This window comes from Paenibacillus sp. J5C2022 (genome assembly GCF_025567625.1).
GTDB lineage: Bacteria > Bacillota > Bacilli > Paenibacillales > Paenibacillaceae > Pristimantibacillus.
In genome coordinates this window covers 1-1,474 of the sequence record NZ_JAOQJC010000105.1, presented here as the reverse complement: position 1 = coordinate 1,474, position 1,474 = coordinate 1, and the positions used below count along the sequence as shown (strand labels likewise).

The window sequence follows — 1,474 nt, the reverse complement described above, 5'->3', positions numbered from 1 at the left end:
AATGTTGACACGCTAGCTTCTCCGACTCACTTACAAAAATACGTTCTTGCTAAATGTTGACACGCTAGCTTCCCCGACTCGCTTACAAAAATACGTTTTTGCTAAATGTTGACACGCTAGCTTCTCCGACTCACTTGCAAAAATACGTTCTTGCTAAATGTTGACACGCTGGCTATCTGGATTAACAAGAGATTTCTTCTACGCACTTCATGTCTCTACTCGAATTGCTTCAAACAACAGGACGTTGTGGATGAGTTACTTACAATTCTCTTGGGGCAGATCTTACAGATAACGTTCTGGTATTCACGACGCCCGGCGAATGCCGGGTGTGTCCACAGCAACTACTTCTCCGAAGCTACTTCTGGGACCGAGGGGCGAATGCCCCGATGCGTGAATATGGTGTTATACGCTGCCCTTGACTTCTTGACTTATCATTCACATTCTTCTATAGCACTGCGTAAAAAACCTGCTTCATATTGAGCTGCCTTCAGAGCAGTCTTTTTAAATTCACTTCGCAATGAGCGGCATTCAAAAATAGCTTTTCCAATTTGCTTCGTAATGAGTTACTTTCAAAATAGTCTCTTCAGACCTACTTCGTAATGAGGTACTTTCAAAAAAAAATCTATTCATATCTGCTTCGTAATGAGTTACTTTCAAAACAGTCTCTTCAATCTGCTTCGTAATGAGGTACTTTCAAAACAGTCTCTTCAATCTGCTTCGTAATGAGGTACTTTCAAAACAGTCTTTTCAATCTGCTTCGTAATGAGGCACTTTCATAATAGTCTTTTCAGATTTACTCCATAATGAGCTACCTTCAAAATAGTCTTTTTAAATCTGCTTGGTTATGAAATACACGCTCAAACTCAAGCTTACTTTCGCTTAGGCTTTTCAATTTTTAATATGTTTCAAGGGTTGCGTATAACGTTCTTGTATTCACGAACCCGAAAGGCTTAAGCAGCGAATCTGATCAAGCGAAGCGATCATATGGCCGGGTCGAAGACTTAGCCTTGCAGGGTTGTCCGGCTGAATTAGCTTCCCTGCTACTGATATACTCCAATCGAATCCGCTTCTTCCTGCTTCGGCCGGACCAAGGAGCGATAGCGACGCAGCGTGAATACGGTGTTATCTGATGCTCCCGACATCTTTGAATCCCCTTCAAATGCTCTTATTGTTCGTTTAATATATTTCCTTCCTCTTTTTTATCTTTACTAGTTTTCGTTTTCTTTTTTGTTTATTCCTGTAAGTCGAACTATTAAAAAATAAAATTGATAATTCCAACAACAATTAATACAACTACACCTACAACGGCAAGACCCAAAAGTCCATATAACAATCTTTCTTTTATTGGTTCTGGTGATGTCTCACCACAATGAGGACAAAACCTTGCATTTGAAGATACCGGTTTATCACAGACACGGCATTTTATTAGAATACTCATTTTTGTCTCCTTGGTTTTGAATTTTTAGGATCTTCG

The 1,474-nt window shown here is 39.8% G+C and carries 1 protein-coding gene; it reads right to left on the bottom strand.

The window, feature by feature from the left end:
* Positions 1-1,252 precede the first annotated feature (1,252 nt).
* Positions 1,253-1,438: a zinc-ribbon domain-containing protein gene (locus M6D81_RS31460; RefSeq protein WP_262681611.1), complete on the bottom strand. Its 186-nt coding sequence runs from the start codon at positions 1,436-1,438 to the stop codon at positions 1,253-1,255.
* Positions 1,439-1,474: the final 36 nt, after the last annotated feature.